Below are 19,655 nucleotides of genomic sequence, written 5' to 3'. Positions count from 1 at the left end.
GGGATAAAGATAAAAATGCACATTAAAGATCGAAGTTCGATTCATGAAAGTAAAGAAGTAGAAGCGTTTTGGAAGGAGCAATTATCTTCCGAGATTCTCGATTTTTCTGTATTTAAATTTAATAGCGATTACCAACTAAATAAAGAAATACCTTGTGAGTACGTTCAAGTCATAGTGAATGTAGAATTTAGTAAAAGTATACAAAAAATAAGTAAGTCTCAAGATTTATTATTATTTAGCTGGTTTCAAGCCGCTTTAAGGGTTTGTTTGGCACATTATACAGATCAAGAAAGAATTACTATTGGTATTCCTATAATTGAAAAAAATCTTGAACAAAGTGAGAATCTTAATAAGTTGATTCCTTTAGGAAGTGAAATCCATCCGCATCACACCTTTAAACAATTAGTAAATGAGATTGAACAAACGACTTTAATCGGGTATGAAAATCAGGAGTATCCGCTCTCTGAATTATTAGTTAAACACAATTTAACTCCTTTTCAAATTGTAATCGGGATGGAAGGATTACATAATGAAAATTCGCTAGAAGAATACGCAGAGAATAATTTAGTCCTATGGATACGAAGAAAATGGAATGAAATACATAATGAATTTGAATTTCAAATTTCTTGCAAGTCCCGTTCATTCTCTTCTTTGCAACAGTTTGCCAATTCGTATTGTTATGTTTTAAAGCAAGTTTCACAAAATCCGAATTTGGCATTGAAAGATATTTGTATTATTGCAGAAGAAGAAAAAGAGTTGTTAGAAGGATTGAATACTTTTCAAACGGGCATAGATTTGTTTCAATCATTTCAAGATTTGTTTGAAGCGCAAGTATTAAAAACTCCAGATCAAATTGCTGTTGTTTGTAATGATCAATCTTTGACATATAGAGAATTGAATAAGAAAGCGAATCAATTGGCTTCTATTCTTCAAAGTAAAGGTGTTTCAAAAGAAAGTATTATTGGCGTTATGGTAGATCGGTCATTAGAAATGATTATTGGTATGATGGGGATTTTAAAAGCAGGAGCAGCGTATTTACCAATCGACCCTAACTACCCAACTGAACGAATTGAATATATGTTACAAGATAGTCAAGCAAAATATTTACTTAGTAAGCGAACAGAGGAAGTATTGCCGCAATTTGCGGGTGAAGTACTGTATCTTGATAAAGAATATCTTTTCCAAGATGAAGAAAGTAATTTAGTACGAGAACATAATCCTAATGATTTGGCTTATGTTATTTACACATCAGGATCGACAGGAAATCCAAAAGGGGTAATGATCGAACAAAAATCGCTAGTTCATTTTTTAAATGTAATGAGAGAAAAAGTAAAGGCTAATCAATCATTCTTGTTTCTTGCTAGTGTATCTTTTGATATTTCCTTGTTAGAAATATGTCTTCCTTTAACGCAAGGTTCAAAAGTAGTAATTGCTACAGAGGACCAGTTTGCAACAAAAGAATTGGCTCTTTTAGTCAAAAAACATAAGGTGGATTTATGGGAATCAACGCCATCGCGAATGGAAGTGATTTTGAGTGATCCAGAAGGGGCAAATTTTCTAAAAGATTTAAAATCTATTTTATTAGCAGGAGAATCATTTTCCATTGATTTGGTTGAAAAAATTCGTTGTATCAGTGAAGCAACAATTTTAAATATTTATGGTCCCACAGAAACAACCATTTGCGCAACAGTAAAAGACTTGAGCACTTCCAAAGAAGTTACGATTGGCAAACCTAACCCGAATTATCATTCCTATATATTGAATAAGTATGGCCAATTAAAACCATTTGGAATTCCCGGTGAACTCTGCATTGCTGGCGTAGCGGTAGCACGAGGGTATCTTGGTAAAAATAAACTGACAGATGAAAAGTTTGTACCGAGTCCTTTTGCGGCAGGGGAAATGATGTATCATACAGGTGATCTCGTTCGTTGGTTGCCTAATGGAGAACTTGAATATTTAGGTCGAATGGATCATCAAGTGAAAATTCGAGGGTATCGGATTGAATTAAGAGAAATCGAAACTCGATTAAGGGAATATCCAGAAATAAACCAGGCTATCGTTGTTGATCAAGTGTATGGAAATAGGAAATTATTAGCTGCCTACTATGTATCGGATAACAAGGTGTCTTTTGGTGAAATCAGAAAATATTTAAGTGATAAACTACCTGAGTTTATGATTCCTGAAAAAATGATTCAGGTAGAAGAGATTCCATTGAATCCAAATGGAAAAGTAGATAGAAAAAGATTGTTGGATATAACACAAACGGATTATGTATCAATTCCATACGTTGCTCCGCGCAATGAAATTGAACAAAAATTAGTGCGTGCATGGGAAAAAGTTATGGAGATTGAGGGAATCGGTATTCATGATAATTTTTTTGCATTAAAAGGAGAATCTATTAAAGCACTTCAGGTAATTAATTTATTAAGAAAAGACTGCTTAAAAATAAGTACAACAGATTTTTTTAAGCACCCCACAATCGCTCAATTGAGTTCTTGTGTAAAGTTAGAGCATAAAGAGGAAAACCTTGAAAGTAGACCAACTCATGTTAAAGATTTGTCTAAGCCATTTTCCTTAACAGAAGTTCAGACAGCGTATATGATAGGACGGAATTCACAGTTTGAATTAAGCGGTATTTCACCTCAAACATATTTTGAATATGAAACAGCATTGGATATCAATCGTCTTTCAAAAAGTTTTCAAAAGGTAATTCATCGTCATCCAATGTTGCGAGCTGTAATTTTACCAGAGGGAAAACAGCAAATATTACAAAGCGTTCCTGATTACGAGATTGAAATAGTGAGTCTCATAGATTTAGATGATAGGAATCAAAATGCTCGCTTACAAGAAGAGCGTTCTCGAATGACTAACCATGTATTCCCTTTGGGGCAATGGCCTTTGTTTGAATTGAAAGCTTTTCTTTTAAAAGAAGACACGTATTTATTATGTTTTCGATACGATGCTTTATTAATGGACGGAGCAAGCATGAACATTGTTGGACAGGATTTGTTGCATTATTATTATAAACCAAATCAAAAATTAGAATCTTTATCTTTTGATTTTCAAGATTATATGTTTATCTATGATGAAATGGAACAAAGCGAAGAATATAAAACAGCAAAAGATTATTGGACAAGTAAGCTTCCTGACTTTCCTTTTGCACCTTCTTTGCTGTTAAAAAAGGATCCAGCAGAGATTGCTACTCCTAAATTCCAATCACTTACAAAAATCCTGGATAATAAAAAATGGACAAAGCTACGAAAGTTAGCACAAGAGAAAGAGGTAACGCCTTCCGCTCTACTTTGTACAATATATGGTGATGTGTTGGCATATTGGAGTAATCAACGTCGATTAGCAATTAACTTGACTGTATTTAACCGTTATCCTGTTCATGATGAAGTAGAACAGATTGTTGGAGATTTCACATCACTTATTTTATTGGATGTTGATGTAAAATCAGAGCAAACTTTCTTTACTAGAGTAAAAGAAACGCAAGCTACTTTATTAGATGGCCTTGAACATCGTCATTACGATGGAGTTAACTTTATTCGAGATTTTACTCGATATCATCAAATGACGCCAAAAGCAGTTATGCCAATCGTTTTCACCTCGATGTTAGCAGGTGCAGGTGCTTTCTCTTGGGAACAACTTGGTTCTCTTCGCTATATTCATGCTCGGACTCCACAAGTGTATTTGGATAATGTAGTAATTGAAAAAAATGGAGAGTTATTAATTAGCTGGAACTACGTTGAAGAGTTGTTTGATGTTGATGTAATAGAAGCAATGTTTTCCCAATTTGTTGACTTATTGGAACAATTGGTGAAACAAAGCGATATAACATCTTTGCAGATGAAAGAATCGGATCAAACTCTAATTAAGCAATACAATGAAACAACAGAAAAAATACCTTCAACTACCCTGTATCAATTATTTACAGACCAAGTAAAACGTACGCCGGATGAAGTAGCAGTGGTATTTGAACAAGAATGGTTAACATACTCGGAACTTCATAAACGTTCTAATCAAATTGCCCACTTCTTAAAAGAGCAAGGTATTGGTCTAGGTGACAAAGTGGGTCTTTTAGCAAAAAGGCGAGTTGACACAATTGTTAATATGTTAGGTATTTTAAAATCAGGTGCCGCTTATGTTCCGATTGATCCCGATCATCCTTTAGATCGCCAAACATATATTTTAAAAAATAGCTCATGTAAGCTTTTATTAGAACCTAGTCTTTATGAAGAAAATCATTTGTCATTTTATACAACAGAAGATATGCCCGCTATTGCTGGTTCAGAAGATATTGCCTATATTATATACACTTCAGGAAGTACAGGAAAACCAAAAGGAGTAATTATTACTCACCAAGCGGTTACAAATACTATTCAAGACATAAATCAAAAATATGAGGTGAATGAAGATGATCGTATTATTGGTATTTCTTCCATGTGTTTTGACCTATCTGTATACGATATTTTCGGAGCTTTAAGCACAGGTGCAATGTTAGTAATGATTCGTGATCCGAGAGACATGCAAGAATTAATCCGCACTGTTGAACGTAGAGGGATTACAATTTGGAATACAGTGCCTGCAATCATGGATTTGGCATTGGATCAAGTAGGTTCTCATTTTGAATATCCTTCTTTACGTTTAGTTTTACATAGTGGAGATTGGATTCCGCTTTCTTTACCAGAAAAAATAAAAAGACATTTTCCGATTGCAGAAGTAGTTTCACTAGGAGGGGCAACAGAAGCATCGATTTGGTCAATTTATTATCCGGTCAAACAGGTGGAATCACATTGGAATAGTATTCCATACGGGATGCCCTTGGCAAACCAAACGTATTATGTGTTGAACTATGAAAAGAAAATGTGCCCTGTTGGTGTAATTGGAGATTTATATATCGGGGGAGTGGGCCTTGCTAAAGGATATTTAAATGATGAAAAGAAAACAAATGAAGCGTTTGTGTCACATCCTGATTTTGGTCTTATATATAAAACAGGAGATTGTGGAAAAATGCATTCTGAGGGATATATTGAATTTTTAGGCCGCCAAGATTACCAAGTGAAAATTCAGGGATATCGAGTAGAGTTAGAAGAAATCTCTCATTGTCTTCTAACTTATAAACAAGTCGAACATACTGTCGTAATTGATCAAACAGATGAGAACGGAATAAAATTTTTAGTTGCATATGTGGTAACTGAGCAAAATATTAGTACAACAGAACTACGAAAGCATTTGCGAGATCACTTGCCAGATTATATGATTCCTTCTTATTTTGTTTATTTGGAACAATTACCCCTGACTCCAAACGGGAAATTAGATAGAAAAGCGCTTCCTACTCCGGAGAAACAAAAAAATGAAGTATTTATTGCCCCAAAAACTGAAATGGAAAAAATATTAACTAGTATTTGGCAAGAAGTACTCAAAATAGATCAAGTTGGAGTAAATGATCATTTCTTCGCCTTAGGTGGAGATTCGATAAAAGCGATTCAAGTGTCCGTTAGACTGTATCGACAAGGATTCGAGCTTGAACCAAAAAATCTATTTTCATTTCCTATATTAAGGGACATGGTTCAATTTGTTAAAAAGCTAGACCAGTTTTCAAGTTCACAAACAAATGATGTAAATATAATGAACGATAATAAAGCTATATTACTAAATGTTAAAGATAAACAACTTAATCAACATACACTTACCAAAATACAAGAAAAAATGCCGGATATAAAAATAGAACGTATTTATCCGTTAGCACCTTTCCAGGAAGTTATTTATGAGCACGCTACGAATGAACCTGATACAAATGCATATTTTGAACAAACAATTTGGGCACTTGAGGGGGAGCTGGATATTAAACTCTTTATTCAGTGTTTCCAACAATTAGTTGATCGTCATGATTCTTTAAGAACAATAATTGTGCAAGATGAACAAGCAAAACCTTGGCAAGCTGTTCTATATGATGTTCAAATAAATTCAGAAATAAAAAACTTAATTGAGATGACGAAACAAGAACAGCAAGAATTCCTAGATCAGTGGATGAATGAAAATTTAAGTCAAGGATTTAAAAATGGTGAACTTATGACCCGTCTCTGTATATTCCAACTAGGTAATAACGAGCATAAGGTAATTTGGAGTTCCCATCATCTATTATGTGATGGTTGGAGCGTCAGCATTTTGATAGACGAATTATTCCAGCTCTACGAAAATACAAATGCGGGAACTACGGCGGAGTTACCTATGGTAAAACCTTTTGAAACATTCATAGATTGGACTTTGGCACAAGATCATGAGAAAGCACGTCATTTTTGGCGAGATTATTTATCAGGATACAATCAGAAAATTAGTATTCCTAAAAAGAAAGTCCCATCTAAAAGTGAAGGGTTAAACTTCACTTTTATGGATTTAACATTAGACAAGGATTTGACTAATCAGTTACAGACATTTGTAACTAAAAATAATATAACTATGAATACGGCATTACTAGCTGTATGGGGAATATTGCTTGGCAAATTTAACGGAACGAGAGAAGTAGTATTGCCTAATCTAGTATCAGTCAGACCTCCCGAAGTAGAAGGAATTGAAAATATGTTCGGTCTGTTCACAAATGTTTTGCCGATCCGATTAGCATGGACAGAAACGCAATCTTTTGTGGATTTTCTGCAAAAGGTACAACTAGAGACATTGAAATGTAATGAGTATGCATACTATTCATTTGTTGATATACAAAAGCAAAGTGAATTAAAAACTGAGTTGACTGACCATCTTTGGGTTTTTGAAAACTATCCAACTAATCCAGCAATCTTTTCTTCAAATGAGAACAGACATTTTGCTATCACGGATTACGAAGTTGTTGATGAGCCACATGTAAAGTATGGAATTATGTGCTTCCCTGAAGAAAAACTTACAATAAAGTTTGGATTTGATCAAACGGTATATGAAGCAGAGAAAATACAGGAAATATTAAATCACATCCATGGATTAATCAACATGATTCTTCAAAATCCAATACAAGCAATTGGTGATTACAAATTATAAAAAATGAAAAGGCGAGCAAGAACTCGCCTTTTTAAATAGAATAGGAGTAAATCAAATGACAAAAAACTTGCAGTTATCAGCCGAAGAGATGCGTCAGTTAGGATATCAAGCGGTTGACTTGATTGTTGATCATATGAATCATTTAAAAAGTAAACCAGTTTCAGAAACGATTGATAGTAATATTTTTAGAGAAAAGCTAATTGAAATGATTCCGGAAAACGGATCTAATCCAAAGGAATTACTTCATTTTCTTAATAACAATGTGTTTAATCAAATTACTCATGTGGATCATCCTCATTTTATGGCTTTTGTGCCAGGTCCTAATAATTATGTTAGTGTATTAGCAGATTTTTTAGCAAGTGGGTTTAATGTATTTCCTACAGCTTGGATAGTAGGTGCAGGTGCCGAACAAATTGAATTAACAACAATTAACTGGTTAAAATCAATGCTAGGATTCCCTGATTCAGCTGAAGGACTATTTGTCAGTGGTGGTTCCATGGCTAATTTGACTGCACTTACTGTAGCGAGACAGGTCAAGCTGAATAATGACATAGAAAATACGATTGTTTATTTTTCTAACCAAACTCATTTTTCTGTAGATCGAGCACTTAAAGTATTAGGTTTTAAACAGCATCAAATTTGCCGAATTGAGACAGATGAAGATTTAAAAATTTCAGTTAGTACTTTAAGAAAACAAATAAAAGAAGATCGATTAAAAGGGAAAAAACCATTCTGTGTTATTGCTAATGCAGGGACAACGAATTGCGGAGCGGTGGACTCCCTCGATGAATTGGCTGATGTATGTGGTGATGAAGATATATGGCTACACGTGGATGGAGCTTATGGGGCTGCAGCAATTCTCAGTGAAAAAGGAAGGGAGTTATTAAGTGGAATTCATCGTGCCGATTCTTTAACGTTAGACCCGCATAAATGGCTTTTTCAGCCTTATGATGTTGGTTGTGTACTTATTCGAAATAGCCAATATTTAAGTGAAACATTCCGTATGATTCCAGAGTATATTAAGGATACAGAAACTAATATAGAAGAAAAAGTGAATTTTGGGGAGCGTGGAATTGAACTTTCTCGTAGATTTAGAGCATTAAAGGTATGGCTTTCTTTTAAAGCATTCGGAGTTACAGCTTTTCGTGAGGCAATTGATCATGGCATTATGCTAGCTGAACAAGTTGAAGAGTTTTTAAGGAAAGAAAAAGATTGGGAAGTAGTAACACCTGCCCAATTAGGAATTGTTACTTTTCGTTATATTCCATGTGAGCTAACATCTACAGATACAATTCATGAAATAAACAAAAAATTGGTGGAAGAAATTAATCAAAGAGGATTTGCTATGCTAAGTACGACTAAATTAAAAGAAAAAGTAGTAATTCGACTTTGCTCTATCAACCCAAGAACAACAAAAGAAGAAATACTTCAAATCATGATGAACATAAAAGCATTAGCAGAAGAAATAAACACATCGCCTAAACATCTTATATCTGTTTCTCAACCTTGATATATTAGGCGGATTTTACATATTAATAGCCGATTCTTATTTAGAATCGGCTATTATATTTAAACGATAAATACATATATACTATTTATAAGTGTTTCTCTTGTAATGGGATTAAGCCTCAACCTTGGATACTCGTTTGAAACCAGTCTTTATTGCTTGTACTATTTCGTTCACAGCATAAATAGATACATCGGCATTTGGATTTAACCCTTCAAACCAGTGATAGGCATTTGGATATAAATGAAACTCCACATCAACACCAGCTTGTGCTAGTTTGCTTACATAGGTTAATGTTTCGCTGCGGAATGGATCTAATTGACCAACAAATGTGTAAGTATACGGTAAGTCACTATAATCCTCAGCTCGAGAAGGTGCTGCATAGGCAGGGATTTGATCCGTTCCATACATTTCTCCTAAATACATTTTCCAACCAGCTTCATTTGCCTTTTGGTTCCAAACAAATCCCTCTTTAATTTCATTCGCTGAAGGTGTATCATTTCTGTCATCAATCATTGGATATAGTGGCATTTGTAAACAAATTGAAGGATATTTTCGATCTCGGGCTAATAATGATAATGCTGCTGTTAGTCCACCGCCAGCGCTTACTCCTGCAACCCCAATTCGATTCGAATCAATGTTTAATGACTTTGCATTATCAGCAATCCATTTTAAAGCTGAATAACAATCCTCAATTGGTGCTGGGTAAGGGTGTTCAGGTGCTAAGCGGTAGTCTACAGACACGACCACACAGCTAGCTTCTTTTGCAAACCTCATACAAGTATCATCGTTATCATCTATAGACCCTAAGATATAACCTCCACCATGTATCCATAATAAGACAGGTAAAGATTCATGATTTGATTTTGGACGATAAATTCGTAATGGTAACGGATTATCATCAGGCCCAGCAATGACTTTATCTGTTAAAGAAAGGGAGTCATCAACAACGGTAGGTGGTCTCATTTGAGCTATTCCTTCTCTGATTGATTGCAAATTTTCTGGGCGTAAATCGAGATCCGGAAACATCTCTAACCCTTGTAATAATTCTGGATTTACTCTAGTTTTCATTTTAGCACCTCTATTTGTAATTGTTTTCAAATAAACGAAGTGTATCCTAAGTAGTTTAATTGTGAAAGAACACCACAATTAAATTGTAAATTGGATATGTTATAACGGTCAACAGAATATTCGGAAATTAAAACCTTTCTCAAGAAGGAGTTTCATGCAATTAATAATACAAGTAGCAGATTTAAGAGCAAAGTGTTTTAATGTCGTTGTAATTATGTACATTAGAAAAATTTATTTTCTAGACTCATGAAGAATTATGAAAAGCAAAATTTTATAGATAGTTACCTTAAAAATAAACAAAAAGAGAAGAACTAACCAATGTTCTTCTCTCTTTTTCATATGTAATTAGGGTATCCATAAATGTAAATAAGGATGGTATAGATTAATGGATGAATAATTTATTTTTAAATAAATAACGTAATAAATAAATATTTTTGTATGTAATATTGCATATACAGGGACCACTGGTGAAAATGCTGAGCAATGTTTTTCCATATGGTAAATTAGTTCTTTAGTTATTTACTTTATTTCATTTTCAATCGTGTAAGGCTTGGGGCTAAGATTTACAAAGGTGACTAGTAAAAAATATAACAATATAAGTATAAGATTTTGTACTTAGTAATCTCGCGATTTAAGGCATGGCATTGGATAAGTGCGGGGCGTTCAATCGATTTTGAATAAAATTGATAGTATCAGTTGCAATTTTTTTACGTTTAAGAACGATCCCGGCATGCCCGCATGTATAAATATATCGTGTAGGTTTTTCCCAAGCTTCCCACAAGTAGTCTGTATCCTCAGAATGCACATATAGATCGTGCTTACCTGAAATTAATAAAATATTTTCTTTTTGTACTTTTGGTAATGCTTGACTCGGTTCAGTGATTTTCCAATAATCTATTAAATCATCATACGTAACACCATGATGTTCCAAGTCTTCTCTAATAAATTTACCTGGAGTTGTATTCCAAATAGAATAAGAAAGTCGATTTGCATAGAAAATGGATGCTAACACATCAATCTCTTCTTCAACAAGAGAGGTTAAGTTAGTAATAAATCCGCCTAAACTAATTCCTATTAGAATCAGGGGCCCCTTTTTATTTGCTTTAATCCATTTAATCAAAGCTCGTAAATCAGCTACCGCTTGTCTAGTTGCTTGTAATGTTCGTTCAATATTTGCACTTACCATATACTCTCCACTGAATAAGGATTGATCGGGTTTTCTTTCAAAATGATAGGGTAGAGTGAAATAATACATATTCCACTTCAGGCTGGTCATATGATCGTGGAATATTTTTTTCACACGTTCGTTAGAATCCATTCTCCAACCGTGAACAAAGATAACATGAGGTGCATTTTCATTTTTATGTAAGAATAATTCCCCAGTTACAGAGTCGTTGTGTGAATCACCGGATTGAACCGAACTTTTATAGTTGAATTGCCCAACCATGTATTCATTTTCCTGCTTTGAATGCTTAATGTCAAAATGAAAATGTGATGGTTTTACTTTATAAAAAGATTCTATGTTCTTTATATCTAATGAAGTGTTAGAAAGGGAAGTAAACTGAAACGCTACACTTCTTTTTTTGTGTAAATCATATAAGGCGTACCGATCAATGAGTTTTGAAAAAATCAAATTAACCTCCTCCAAAATACATATTGTTTAAAACATAGACAAAATTTATGTTTTAAATTAATTGGGAAATATTTCCTTTTCCTAATAGTAGGTGCTTGAATTATAAAAATAGGTGATAAATTTGTATATTATATTATAAATCTTACAATAAAATAAAACTATAAATAATTTATATTAAAATTTAAGAAGAATGTTAACTTGTTTCTTTTCTTATTAAAAGATGTAATTTCTATGAGGAACTTAACAATTCCCATCTAGATATTCACAAATAGCTTCTCTATATTTATTGTATAGAAATTATACAATAAATATTTTTTTATATTATATACATTAAATTAAGCTTAACCTCTCTTTTCTATAAATCTCTTAAATTGACTAACTCCTTACCAATATTCAAAAACGACTGCATTTTTGAATTTGTGTTCTAGTTTTTCTTGAACAGGTAAATGAATAACTACACATAAACTCCTTATATCTCTAGTTAAACTACCGATTAGCTCCATATAAACTCTAGATAACCTATATAGAATACAAGTTATCAAGGAGGTAAGAAAAATGAATTTTATGAAACGAGCGATTCTCAGTATGAAAAAAAGGATAGGAACATCATTAATTTTGATGGCAGTTTTTCTGATTGTTACAAATTTGGTTCTTTCAGGTTTCACAATCCAAAATGCATCAAAAAAAGCAGCGGATGCTGCAAGAAAAAAACTTGGTGCAGATGTTACTTTAGGTCTTGATTTCGACAAAATAGGTCAAAAAGCTAAGGAAACTGGAGAAATGCCAAATCCGCCGCAGCTCGATGCAAAAGAAACAGATCAATTAGCGAAGTCCAAGTATGTAAAAGATTATAATTACATAGCTAACACTTTCGGTATTTCTGATGGGCTTAAACTAGTAGGAGCTTCAGAAGGAGAAGAAGAAGGAAAAGGTAAAGTGGGAATGACGGCTGCGCGAGGCGGTTCAAGCTCTGGTACAGAAATAGATATGAATGCTTCTTTTATGATTGAGGGAGTTCGCAAGACTGCATTACAAGAAAGCTTTAAAAACGGAAAAAGTAAAATCATTGATGGAAAACCAATAACAGAGCAAATGAAGGATCAGAATGTAGCTTTAATGGAAAAACGATTAGCGGAATTAAACAATTTGAAATTAGGAGACAAAGTTAAAGTGCAATCAGGGGATAAGAAGGAAACCCTTGAAGTTGAAATTATCGGTATTTACGAAACAAATGAGCAAGCAATGGGTCAACAGGCTCCTCCTATTATGGATCCAGCTAATAAACTATATATGCCGCATTCAACTATGAAAAAATTAGAAGTAGACCAAGGTATAAATAGTGTTCAAGTCGTGTATTTCTTGAATGATCCACAATATATTGATGCATTTAAAAAAGAAGCAAAAAAATCTAATATTGATTTTAATTATTATAAATTAGATGCGCATGATTCATTGTACAAGCAAATGATTGGTCCTATCGAAAATATCTCTTCGACTTCTCAAATGATTATTTATATTGTATCGATTGCAGGTGCGATTATTTTAGGATTAATTATTATGCTATCAATTAAAGGACGTCGTAAGGAAATGGGGATTCTATTGTCCATTGGAGAGAAAAAGTGGAAACTGATGGCACAGTTCGTAGTAGAAGTAGTATGTGTCGCTATTTTAGCATTTGGATTATCTATAACAACAGGAGCTAAAGTTTCTCAATATATCGGGGATAATTTACTTTCGAATGAAATTGCTACTGCAAGCGAAGAAACAGATACCTCGCAACATGGTACTGTAATGATGGCTGGACCTGGTGGTACTCTACAAAATCAAAAAGAAGATCCAATTGATAAAATTGATGTAAGTGTAACAGGAGAAGATGTAGGGAAAATGGGTGGAATTGGACTAGCTATTGCTATAATAGCAACGCTTCTTCCGGCATTATCTATTCTACGTTTAAACCCAAAACAAATTCTTTTAAAAGATGAATGAGGAGGCTCGATATGGAGACAATTTTACAGTTTAAAAATTTGGATTATTATTATGAAAGTAATGGAAAAAATGTAGCGATACTAGAAAATGTTAACTTTTCTTTTCAAAAAGGACATTTCTACACGATTTTAGGACCATCTGGATCTGGTAAAACCACAACTCTAAGCTTAGGTTGTGGACTAGATGTCCCTAAAAATGGTTATGTACTGTATAATGGCAAAGATATTAGAAAAATTGGTTTGGATCGATACCGTAATCAAAATGTATCTGTAATTTTCCAATCTTATAACTTAATAACCTATATGACAGCTCTTCAAAATGTCTTAACAGCAATGGAAATTACAGGTGTTAAAGTGCAAAATAAAACAGCAAGAGCATTAGAATTGTTAGAAAGGGTAGGACTCACAGAAGTTGAAGCGAAACGAAACGTCCTGCAACTAAGCGGTGGACAACAACAGCGTGTAGCAATTGCTCGAGCACTATCTTGTAATGTTGATTTACTGATTGCAGATGAGCCGACAGGAAACCTCGACGAGGAAACTGCAATGGATATAATAGAACTATTTCAAGAACTTGCACATAAAGAGAATAAATGCATTATTGTTGTGACGCACTCACAGGAGGTTGCTAAAAAATCAGATCGTGCAGTGTATTTAAGTAAGAAGAAGTTGGTCGTAAATGAAATCTAATATAAACATCGTAGCTTTTCAATTCACATAATTTTCAAAATCTAGACCTTTCAAAAGCTTATATTTGATTTATAATAAAATCAAGCCATAATCAAAATGGTCTCCCTGTACTGAATGTTAAAATAGTTTGTTGTTCCCGTTTTAATAATATAATAAAAAGAACTTGTAGGATATTCTACAGGTTCTTTTTATTATAATTGGTTGCCTATATCATGGGATAATCACACATAAAAAACGGGACATTACCTAGATGTATGACCTAAATATCGTCCCGTTTACCTACTCTGTATAGTTATTGCAGAATTAAACCTACAATCATAATTAAACTAAATACTATTATCCAACCAAACGCACAATAGCCAAAATTTCTAATCCATTTAGGTAATTGATTCATGTTAATTTTATTTGAGGGAACTCCCTGCATAGAAAACATCATTTTTTGATCTCTATCTCTATTATTTTGTTGTTCATACATACTATCATCACCTTTCCAGAACTATTGCGTTTATAGTATATCAGCCTAAAGAAAATTATGTACAGAATAAGAGGGGATAGCATAAATATTATGTGGTGAATTTTATAAATAAATGCATTTAATTGCCATGGTTCTAAGCGCTAATCCGTTATAAATACTGAAAAAGAGCACTACATAAATAGGACTCTTTTTCTTCAAATATTAAGTTGCTGGATATAAATCAGAACCAAGGTAACGTTCTTTTATAATTTGAAGGTGATGAAGCTCATGACCAGCAATGATGTATGCTAATGCACGAACTGTAACTTCAGAATTATTCGCATTTCCTCTTTGTGACCAAGCTTCTTTATCTAAGCTTCTAAGTAAATACAAGGTAGATTGGCGAACAACTATTAAATTCTCAAGAAGATTTTGCATAGATTGCTTATCAAAACCAGCTCTAAGAACATACATATCATCATTATAGCCTGGAAGTTCTGCTGTCTCGCCTCGAGCGATTGATAGCAATCGATACGCCATAATCCGTTCTGTATCTGCTATATGACCGATTACTTCTTTTATACTCCATTTAGTAGGAGCATACCGGAAAAGTCCCTCACTATCAGAAATTCCCTTTAATAAAAGATTTGTTTCCTTCATTTGTTGTTCTAGAATATGTATGATATTTCCGTCTGATACCAAGTTGGTATACGTTGCATAATAGGAGTTATATTCACTTACCTCTGGTCTTATTTGCATATGAATCATCCTTTATGTTTTATATTTAATCTTTACATATAGCTTATCATAAAAGAATTCTAAATTAATCTGAAAAATGGAGGGAAATATGCATTTTTCATCTTCCTTTTCATCTTCATAGATGAAATGCATCTCGAATAAGAGAATCTAATTTGCTGTTAAGCGGAATTTCGTTTTTTTGCTATTATAGTAGAAGATAAATATGTAAATTGAATACAGTTTGTCACTACTTATGATAATCGCCATTTAAGAAGCAGCATTTGTCCATTAAGTGAAAAACCTGTTAATAAATTTATACTTACTACAAAAACAAACAAACTCGTCCTATTTAAAGGAGAGGTTGTTTGTTTTTATGTTTAGATAATGGAATACTCATGTAAAATTGCACACTATATTCCATATTTTTTATTGAATACTTTATATCTAGCGTTTCAAGAATTTGCTTAACAATATATAGCCCTAAACCATTTCCTCCAGTATTTCGATTTCTTGATTTTTCAATTCGATAAAATGGTTTGAAAATTTGTTGTAAATCTTCATCTTTAATATTGACACCTGTATTTATAATTTGCATTTCGATTTGACCTTGTTTCGAATCCTCACTTAACTTTATATAGACTTTTTCATTATGTGGTGAATACATAACCGCATTGTGAATAATATTTTTACATGCTTTTTCTAAAAGAGCACAATCGGTATAAATAGAAAGGTCAGAATCAATTTCTTTTATTATTTCAATGCTTTTTTGAGAAGCAAAAAATTCGAGATCTTTTGTGATTGTACCTATTAACTTTGAAAGATTAACTTCCTCTACTTTTAGTTTGAAGGTGTGTTGTTCTAATTTCGATACGCTTAAAATTTCACGAACTAATTGTTCCATACTTTCAATAATTTGATGATTCTTCTTTAAATATTGATCGCGATTTTGATAAGGGCCAATATTGTATATCATTCCTTCTAAGTATCCTTTCATTACAGTAAGAGGGGACTTTAATTCATGTGCTACAATCGCAAAAAACTCTCTGCGTTTTGTTTCTATTTCTCTTTCTTTTTCAATATCATTTTTTAATTGTTCATTTGCTTTTTTTAAATCAAACATAGCTTGTTGCAAGTTAATAGACATGTCATTCAAACTATTAGATAATTCTCCTAACTCATCTGTAGAGCGAACCTCAATTTTTTCGGAGAAATCTAAATTTGCCATCTTTTGTGCACCTTCATTAATATAAATAAGTGGCTTTGTAATAAACCTGGAATAAAAATAAGCACTTCCTATACCAATAACGAGCACAATGATACTAATATAGGGGAGAAAGCGTACTAAAACCTGTGAAGCTTCATCAATCGGTTGAAATGTAGCAAACACTACAAGCGTTAAACTACCATCTTGAAATTGAATTGGTTTCGTAACGTTATATGAATTGCTAAGGGTACTTGCATTCTCGAATCGTGTTGCTTTAGTAACTACTGTTTTTTGCGTACCACTTTGAATAAAAGAAAATGAAGGAGAGTAAATAATTACTCCTTCTTTATTTTGAAGATAAAGCATCGCATTATTTTTTTTGGCGTATTCATCAAAAAGTGGTATCGCATCTTGAAACGTAAGATTTTTAGACTTATCAATGATTTCGTTTATCCCTGTTTGAAGTTGATCTGTTTTATATTGCTCATAAAACGTCGGAAGAAAGAAGTATAAAGTTAAATAAATCAATACTGCAAAGGATAATAAAATGAGAGATGTAGTCATAAAGAGTTTATAAGTAATTTGCTTCATTTTCATGAGTTTCACAATACTATTCATCAATTTTATATCCAATACCCTTTATTGTTTTAATATAAGGGATAGCTAATTTTTTGCGTAGGTTTTTAATATGTGTATCAATTATTCGTGTTTCTCCAAAATAATCGTAACCCCAAGCCTTTTCAACGATATTTTCTCTTGTGAGTACTTTTCTCTCATTTTGAAATAGTAGTTGTAGAATTTCAAACTCTTTTGTCGTTAATATAATTTCAACGTCATTTACATATACTCTATATGCATCCACATCAATACGCACTTCTTTAAATATCAAATGATTATTTACATTTTTATCATAACTTCTTCTAAGTACAGCTTCGACTCGTCTAATCAAAACATGAAATGAAAAGGGCTTTGTTATATAGTCATCGATCCCAAGGTCGAATCCTTTCATTTGATCTTCCTCTTCTTCCAACGCAGTTAGCATAATAATTGGTACGTTTGACTGACTTCGAATCATTTTAGAAACTTCAAACCCATTAAGATTGGGCATCATGACATCTAGAAGAATTAAATCAAATGATTGCTTATTAAATTGTGTCATACCCTCTAGTCCATCTGAAGCGACTACCACTGTATAATGCTGTGTCATTAAAAATTGTTTAATTAATTCCTGAATTTCTTGATCGTCCTCTACCACGAGAATATGATAGTTTTTCATAATATCACCTCTGGTAGTCATTATAGCCTTACTATCTGGAGTTTATGTGGAGATACAATAGGAACTCCATAGGACGTTTAACGTAGTAGCTCCATTTTCAAGATTGTGTATTCTCCATAAAAAAGTATTATTACCCATATTCCTTTTTTATGGAGAAATATTTGTGCGCTTGAAAAAACTTATTATATAAAAAGCTAAACAATTAATATTTACAAAAACTAATGTATAATAATGTAAATTGCATGTAGTTTTTTAAACTGTTTGAAAATATACTTTTGATACTTTACTAGAAGGGGAAAGGGAGATGAATTTAAATATAAAAGAAGCCAGCGAAATTTTAGAGCTTACGCCACAAACTTTTTAGTTTTTTTGCTAATTTAGTAAAGGCCTAAGGTGCAAACAAGGGATTATTTAAATCATGTGAGAAAGGTTGTGAAATTATTTGATGGGTTATAAAGCGATGCTGTTTGATTTAGATGATACGTTAATTGATAGGGATAAGGCAGTAGATAACTTGTTTTTATTAGTTTTAGAAAAATGTTATGAGGATGTTAGTGATACAGTCAAAAACAATATGTTACAGAAATTCAAAGAATACGATAAAAGGGAATACGGCATTAGTGATAAAACGATAGTTTTAGAATCATTATTTGATGAATTCGCGCCGAAATATAGATTGCCACACAATTATATCCAAGATTTTTGGAATGAAAATTCACCTAAATGTTTTTCAATAGACCAAAATACTATTCATTTCTTAAATCAAATAAAGAAGCACTTTAAAGTTGGAATTATAACAAATGGCTCAACGCATAGACAAAAAGCTAAAATAATTAACACGAATTTAAACAATTACTTTGATACGATTATTATTTCTGAAGAAGTAGGATTGAGTAAACCTGATAAACGTATATTCGAACTAGCATTAAATAAGCTTAATGTGCAACCAGAAGATGTATTATTTATTGGAGATGACTTAGAAAAGGATATTGCTGGTCCTCAAAATGCAAATATAAAAGGTGTGTGGTTTAACCCTCAGAAAATCAAGAATACTACCAAAATACAACCATATGCCGAGATTAACACTTTGGATAGTTTGTTAAGTTATATTACTCCACAATATTTTTATAACAAGTAAAAGTAATTCCGCATATACATATTCAAAAATATAAAAAAGAGAAACTATCATTAATTTCATTGACCGTATTAGTAATAAAAAATATATATTTACAATAAAAATAGAGGCAATTTTTTATAGCTGTGGCTAATTTAATCTATGATTAATACGAAGTTTTGTAAAACAATTTTACTCGTACTGTGTAAATTGAAAAACTAAGTACATTAAAGTAATAATTATATCCCGCTAAATTCCCCCATTTCACTTAGTTCATGATTATATACGATATAGAAGAACTGATGTTTGTGGTAAACTAAGAGATGAATAAAGGGGGAGTTTTCTTGAACAATTTTAATAATATAATCCAAAATTTAAATAATATAGTTTACAAACCTAACAACTTAATGATTACGAATCTAAAAGAAGAAAAGCAAAACGCAGAATATGCAGGATGTTTATTCCATTTAAATAACAAAACTATTCGTTTTAGAAAATCAAAAGTTACACCTAATAAAATTGGTCAATTTGTTTCTTTTTGGGAGAAAGATGAAAATATGCGAAATAGAGCTTTCTCTTATGAAGCTGCTCCTGATTTATTAGTAATCACTTGTATTGCTGATAATAAACTAGGACAATTTATTTTTCCTAAAGAGATTCTTCTTAAAGAAAAAATATTGAGAACACAAAGTCAAACAGGGAAAATGGCAATGAGAATTTATCCTGTTTGGGATACCACTGTTAGCAATCAAGCTAAAAAGAGTCAAATGTGGCAACTTCAATATTTTGTTGATTTAAGTGATATTAATAATTTGCCTATAGATAAACTATTAAATTTATATTCGTAGCTTTTGATCTACTCCAAAAAGAAGTAATTACAGAAAAGGCATTTGTAATGACGCCTTCTATTAATTTACCTCGTGAATCGTAATTTTTGTACCGGTACAGTTA

The 19,655-nt window shown here is 32.5% G+C and carries 12 protein-coding genes; 6 read left to right on the top strand and 6 right to left on the bottom strand.

Annotation, left to right across the window (positions count from 1 at the left end; translation table 11 throughout):
- Positions 1–15: 15 nt before the first annotated feature.
- Both ACTFRY_RS17365 and ACTFRY_RS17360 read left to right on the top strand, forming a co-directional pair.
- Positions 16–7,032 (top strand): non-ribosomal peptide synthetase, encoded by a 7,017-nt coding sequence (locus ACTFRY_RS17365; protein WP_141541467.1) that lies wholly within the window; start codon positions 16–18, stop codon positions 7,030–7,032.
- A 55-nt stretch (positions 7,033–7,087) separates the two neighbouring features.
- Positions 7,088–8,542 (top strand): pyridoxal phosphate-dependent decarboxylase family protein, encoded by a 1,455-nt coding sequence (locus tag ACTFRY_RS17360; RefSeq protein ID WP_098616634.1) that lies wholly within the window; start codon positions 7,088–7,090, stop codon positions 8,540–8,542.
- A 111-nt stretch (positions 8,543–8,653) separates the two neighbouring features.
- Here ACTFRY_RS17360 and ACTFRY_RS17355 read toward each other — a convergent pair whose 3' ends face one another.
- Entirely contained in the window at positions 8,654–9,610 is a 957-nt protein-coding gene (locus tag ACTFRY_RS17355; RefSeq protein ID WP_016118038.1) for an alpha/beta hydrolase, read from the bottom strand.
- Between the two features lie 631 nt (positions 9,611–10,241).
- Complete coding sequence (locus ACTFRY_RS17350; protein WP_098616633.1) at positions 10,242–11,243, bottom strand: alpha/beta hydrolase; 1,002 nt, start codon at positions 11,241–11,243, stop codon at positions 10,242–10,244.
- Positions 11,244–11,798: 555 nt separating this feature from the next.
- Here ACTFRY_RS17350 and ACTFRY_RS17345 point away from each other — a divergent pair.
- Both ACTFRY_RS17345 and ACTFRY_RS17340 read left to right on the top strand, forming a co-directional pair.
- Positions 11,799–13,229 (top strand): ABC transporter permease, encoded by a 1,431-nt coding sequence (locus ACTFRY_RS17345; protein ID WP_016118036.1) that lies wholly within the window; start codon positions 11,799–11,801, stop codon positions 13,227–13,229.
- A gap of 11 nt (positions 13,230–13,240) precedes the next feature.
- Positions 13,241–13,918, top strand: coding sequence for an ABC transporter ATP-binding protein (locus tag ACTFRY_RS17340; protein ID WP_000447863.1), 678 nt, complete (start codon positions 13,241–13,243; stop codon positions 13,916–13,918).
- A gap of 292 nt (positions 13,919–14,210) precedes the next feature.
- On the opposite strand, the gene ACTFRY_RS17335 is transcribed toward ACTFRY_RS17340, so the two are convergent.
- From ACTFRY_RS17335 to ACTFRY_RS17320, 4 genes are all read right to left on the bottom strand, one after another.
- Positions 14,211–14,393 (bottom strand): hypothetical protein, encoded by a 183-nt coding sequence (locus ACTFRY_RS17335; protein ID WP_098616632.1) that lies wholly within the window; start codon positions 14,391–14,393, stop codon positions 14,211–14,213.
- A gap of 201 nt (positions 14,394–14,594) precedes the next feature.
- The gene (locus ACTFRY_RS17330) at positions 14,595–15,131 is read right to left on the bottom strand and encodes a DinB family protein (RefSeq protein WP_001167106.1); all 537 of its coding nucleotides are present in this window, start codon (positions 15,129–15,131) and stop codon (positions 14,595–14,597) included.
- A gap of 328 nt (positions 15,132–15,459) precedes the next feature.
- Positions 15,460–16,932 carry a sensor histidine kinase gene (locus ACTFRY_RS17325; protein ID WP_176545903.1) on the bottom strand — a complete coding sequence of 491 codons (1,473 nt, stop codon included), beginning with the start codon at positions 16,930–16,932 and terminating at the stop codon, positions 15,460–15,462.
- On the bottom strand, positions 16,925–17,590 hold the full coding sequence (locus ACTFRY_RS17320; RefSeq protein WP_098616631.1) for a response regulator transcription factor: 666 nt from the start codon (positions 17,588–17,590) through the stop codon (positions 16,925–16,927). The genes ACTFRY_RS17325 and ACTFRY_RS17320 overlap by 8 nt, the downstream gene beginning before the upstream one ends.
- A gap of 445 nt (positions 17,591–18,035) precedes the next feature.
- Here ACTFRY_RS17320 and ACTFRY_RS17315 point away from each other — a divergent pair, with 445 nt between their 5' ends.
- Complete coding sequence (locus ACTFRY_RS17315) at positions 18,036–18,728, top strand: HAD family hydrolase (RefSeq protein ID WP_141541473.1); 693 nt, start codon at positions 18,036–18,038, stop codon at positions 18,726–18,728.
- A gap of 299 nt (positions 18,729–19,027) precedes the next feature.
- On the top strand, positions 19,028–19,552 hold the full coding sequence (locus tag ACTFRY_RS17310) for a MepB family protein (protein WP_080451570.1): 525 nt from the start codon (positions 19,028–19,030) through the stop codon (positions 19,550–19,552).
- Positions 19,553–19,655: the final 103 nt, after the last annotated feature.

It is taken from the genome of Bacillus cereus group sp. MYBK195-1, from assembly GCF_051916605.1.
Taxonomy (GTDB): domain Bacteria; phylum Bacillota; class Bacilli; order Bacillales; family Bacillaceae_G; genus Bacillus_A; species Bacillus_A cereus.
The sequence above is the reverse complement of the archived record's forward strand: the minus strand, read 5'-3'. Positions and strand labels throughout refer to the sequence as shown.